The following is a 4,324-nucleotide window of genomic DNA, read 5'->3' on the forward strand; positions in this document are numbered from 1 at the left end:
AGCGCAAGCACGGTTCTGTGAGGGGGAGGAGTACAATTTATCGTAAGGTAGGAAGGCTCCTTTCTACTCGACTAGTTGAATTAGAATAACTAAAAAAGTCGATTCCTTGAGATTGAACTGCACCCCAATTGTTAGACACAACTAACAATTGGAGGTGCAGTTCATGAGATGGAAATCGGCTTTTTTTTTAAGGTGACATTTCCTTAGCGTTGTAAATCCGCATTTTCCTGACGCTACCCCTATTCATTCTTGTTACACCTGTTTTTTCACTTATGTTTTTCACTTATTCATTTTCATTGAGCAAACGGATTATTTCATTGGAACTACTTGGCTAATTATTTGAATAGTCTGGAAACCTTTGGTATAATAGAAAAAAGGTCAAGGAGTTGGTTTCCTATGGAAAAGAATTTGGCTAATACACCACCACAACCTGAAATAAACGTCAAGGATTCTGAATTTGCTGAAATGGTGATAAACAAAGCCCTTCTTAATTTCCGAAAAGAGCAAATCCGAAAAGAGATTGACCAGTCATTACAGGATAAAAACAAAGAAGAATTCCTACGATTAACAGAGGAATTGAAAAACATTTCTTAAAATGTTGTTTATAAAATGAACTTAACATATTTGTAACTTTAAGAAGTACGCTAAAACGCCAATCCCATATCTATAAGGGATTGGCGTTTATTTGATTTTTATCGATTAAGCACGATAGTATAAATAAGTTATTATTTGTTCCAAAACTCGTCCTTTTCTGAACACACCACTGTTCGATTTGAAAAGGACGTTTTTTATTGCCTTTATCGTAACAAAACTCTGTTCATTATTCTACGTTCAATAACCTATCTATTTTTATCTTATGTTACAAAAAATAAAAAGGAATAATAAGAAAGAGTGATTTGAGTGTAATTGGATATGCACGTGTGTCGACGGGATTACAAAATTTAGATTTACAGATTTTGACGCTCTTACGAAATATGGCTGTTCCAAAATTTTTCACGATAAAATGAGTGGGGCAAAAAGACAGCGTCCTGGTTAGAGGAAACACTTCAGTATGCACGTGAAGGCGATACGATTGTTGTTTGGCAATTAGATCGATTAGGACGCAATATGCAAGATTTAATTCAAATTGAACGTGGTGTGGGCTTTCACAGTCTACAAGAAAATTTAACAATGGACAAAAGTAATGCCACAGGCCAATTGATGTTTCATTTGTTTGCGGCATTTGCGGAATTTGAACGTAATTTAATTGAGGAACGTTCGGCTGCCGGACGAGTTGCAGCTAGAGCACGTGGTCGACTTGGAGGACGTCCTGGAAAATTTGGACCGAAAGATATTGAAATGATGAAATCACTAATTGAAAATGGTACACCGATTAAAGACGTCGCAGAAAAATGAGGTGTATCTCGAACAACGATTTATCGGTATTTAGAAAAGCAGGAATAATGAAGAAACCCAGCTAATCTTCTCTTATGAAGGTAGCTGGGTTTTAAAGTTGCAAAATAAGTGCAAATTATCGCCTAAAGTGACATCCTTTCAATCTACTTATCTAATTCATTTATTATACAACTTAAATTTTACACACAAAATCCACTTAAAATAGCATTTTTAATAATCTACTATGAGTGTACTCAAAATTTACATTTTGAATTTGTGTTATTGTAACATTGTGTTAATAACTGTACTCTCCTTTATTTATTAAGGTTCTTTATAATTAGGTCCAGATAACTTTGAAAAACTAACAAACATTAAAGGACCGTCAATAGACCTGTTTTTTGTACAAAAGAAGGATGGTCACCAAGTTTCGACGAATATATCAATATACTTTGTGGAGGTGTTGGATATGGGGATTTGTTGTGGAGAGTGTCACGTTGAATTAAAGAGTGATGATTATGTCACATTGGATGAATTTAGCACGCTGAGGCACACATATTGCGGTTATGATCTTATTGCCGAGCTGATCAAAGACATTGGTACTTATCGAAATATCAAAACGAAGTATTGGTTTTCCCGTGAGCTTACTAAATGAAAATCGGTGAAATCTTGGAGTTAATTAAAACTGATAAACCAGTGAATATTGCCAAAAGGGCTGATGTTCATCTTTCAGAAAAATTACTAAGAAAAGCATTGAATAAAGCTGGTTATGAGTATAGAAATTCAGGCGAAAAAGGCTGGTATTTCGTTGGTGAAGGTGACGAGGAAACGGTACAAGAGCAGCTTATTTATGACTTTGCAACAGCAGGAAAAGCAAAGGCGAACGTTTCAACTAATGTAAATAAAGAACCTATTAACAATACCAACCAACGTTCTAACGTTGGCATAAAACGTGGTAAAGAACAGGTTAAACAAGCGAACGAACAATCAGCACCAACCATGGAACGAACCAAGGTTATAAGAAAACGTTCTTCATTCGATATGGATGTTGAACTTATGAAGGAACTAAAAATACAAGCAATCATTCATGATAGGACGGTTTATGAACTAGTTGAAAGTGCCGTAATGCACTATTTAGCTGAATTAAAGGGAGAATGACGGAAAGGAGTGCTTATATAGCATTTTGGAGTCCTATCAGCAAACACAAAAAGCCCCCCAAAAAATGGGGCTTTTTGTGTTTTTTTTTAAAAAGCTCTGTTAAATAATGTTGTGGAGTTTCTTGATGAACTAACGGGGCAGGATAGTTCCACAAGCACAGTGTCTTCGTACTGTGGACTAAAGGTTTGTTTTTTGAATAGCCTTCAATCGTAAAAGCCATATTATAATCGACTTTTTTTGCAAACAAATCCACCTCTATGTAATAGAGGTGGATTTGTTTAGATCGATTTATACCTTTTCTTTTCATTTAAAAAATCCTTATAGACTAAAACAGCAACAACAATAAAACTTAGACTAATAACCCGGAAGATCATTTCTAAACTAATCCATTCAGCTAAAAAACCTAATACAAATGCGCTAACTCCAACACCAACGTCAAAACTGGAAAAAAAGGTTGCGTTGGCTGCGCCACTTTTTTCTTCACTTACCATTTGAACCGTCCATGTTTGTAAACATGGCATAACAGTTCCATAACCTGCCCCAAATAAAATCGCTGCAATAATAAGATGAAGATCATTTGTCGTAAAAGACAGCATAACAAGTGACAAAAATCCTAAAACAGCCGACATAATGATGATAGACCATGGTCCTTTTTTGTCATACCATTTTCCGGTAAACGGACGTAGTAAAGTTGCAACAGTAGCATTGACAAGGAAGAATAGAAAAATATGATCTAATCCCTTTTGTTTTCCAAAAAGAATCAAAAATGTAATGATCGCTCCAAAACCAAGTGTTGTGATAACCGTCAGTAACGCTGGGAACCATACGTCTTTTTCAAAAATCATATTCATATATCGAAATGGTTGCTTCTCACGCTTTAGAGTTGTAGGTGAATATACAAATTGAAGCGAAATTACTGCCAATAGGCTGAGTACTACTGATGACCAAATTAAAATATCGAAAGAAAAAGAGTCATAGATAAGGATACCTATACTCGGAGCAATGATAGCCCCGACCGTTGTTGAAATAGAAAAATACCCCATTCCTTCTCCTAACCGTGTCTTAGGAATTAAATCGACTACTATTGTACTATTGGCTGTGGTTGATATTCCCCACGCTGCGCCATGGAAAAGTCGTAACAATAGAAAAAGCCATATAATATTAAGAAAAGGATACAGCATTGTAATAATCATTAAAGCTGCACTTGCACAAATGGCTAGACTTTTCCGTTGGTTATCTATTAAATAGTACCCTACAAAAGGTCTGATTAGAACAGCACCTATCGTAAATAATGATGTCACTAAACCTACTTGAATGGAAGATGCATTCATGCTTAACAAATAGGCTGGTAAAATAGGAAGTAACATTTCAAACCCTATAAAAACTAAAAAGTTGCTTATAAATAAAAAAAGAAATGATTTATTAAAGATTCTTTGATTTTTCATATAATTATTCCTCGCTTCTAAATTATTTTTTCTAAATTAGAAGCGTTTGGAACACTGAAACGTTTTTCAATTGTCTAAGGTTTTTAGTCAATTGACTCACCCTCTCTAAAACTCCTTAAAAATTTATCAAATAACTATATCAGACTTCCCCCTAATAAACAAGCTCCTTTTTTAATCAACTATATTATAAATTAAATGATTTTCTTGATAGTGTAACAACTTTATTGTCACTATGCAGAAATTAACATCACAATTTGCGTCAACTCTACAATAATCCTTAATGAACTCCCTCAGTTTAATAGATAATGCTCACGAATACTCGCTTATTCGCAGGATTTCAAACCACATGG

At 34.7% G+C, this 4,324-nt stretch carries 5 protein-coding genes and 1 pseudogene; 4 read left to right on the forward strand and 2 right to left on the reverse strand.

All coding sequences use genetic code 11. From position 1 onward, the window contains the following. The first annotated feature begins 396 nt into the window (after positions 1-396). The 4 genes and pseudogenes from N9I19_RS23980 to N9I19_RS23995 all read left to right on the forward strand — a co-directional run bounded on the left by N9I19_RS23980 (position 397) and on the right by N9I19_RS23995 (position 2,529). The gene (locus N9I19_RS23980; RefSeq protein WP_056527760.1) at positions 397-594 is read left to right on the forward strand and encodes an IDEAL domain-containing protein; all 198 of its coding nucleotides are present in this window, start codon (positions 397-399) and stop codon (positions 592-594) included. A 302-nt stretch (positions 595-896) separates the two neighbouring features. Continuing rightward, positions 897-1,395, forward strand: a pseudogene (locus tag N9I19_RS23985) (recombinase family protein). 445 nt (positions 1,396-1,840) lie between these two features. Then, positions 1,841-2,026, forward strand: coding sequence for a hypothetical protein (locus tag N9I19_RS23990; protein WP_061465031.1), 186 nt, complete (start codon positions 1,841-1,843; stop codon positions 2,024-2,026). Further along, entirely contained in the window at positions 2,023-2,529 is a 507-nt protein-coding gene (locus N9I19_RS23995) for a hypothetical protein (protein ID WP_317779218.1), read from the forward strand. The genes N9I19_RS23990 and N9I19_RS23995 overlap by 4 nt, the downstream gene beginning before the upstream one ends. A 13-nt stretch (positions 2,530-2,542) precedes the next feature. Here N9I19_RS23995 and N9I19_RS24000 read toward each other — a convergent pair whose 3' ends face one another. Further along, on the reverse strand, positions 2,543-2,836 hold the full coding sequence (locus N9I19_RS24000) for a hypothetical protein (protein WP_317779220.1): 294 nt from the start codon (positions 2,834-2,836) through the stop codon (positions 2,543-2,545). Continuing rightward, positions 2,808-3,974 carry an MFS transporter gene (locus tag N9I19_RS24005; protein WP_317779219.1) on the reverse strand — a complete coding sequence of 389 codons (1,167 nt, stop codon included), beginning with the start codon at positions 3,972-3,974 and terminating at the stop codon, positions 2,808-2,810. Before N9I19_RS24005 ends, N9I19_RS24000 begins: the two co-directional genes overlap by 29 nt. Positions 3,975-4,324: the final 350 nt, after the last annotated feature.

Origin of the sequence: Peribacillus sp. CSMR9, assembly GCF_033141925.1 — a bacterium.
GTDB classification, from domain to species: domain Bacteria; phylum Bacillota; class Bacilli; order Bacillales; family DSM-1321; genus Peribacillus; species Peribacillus simplex_A.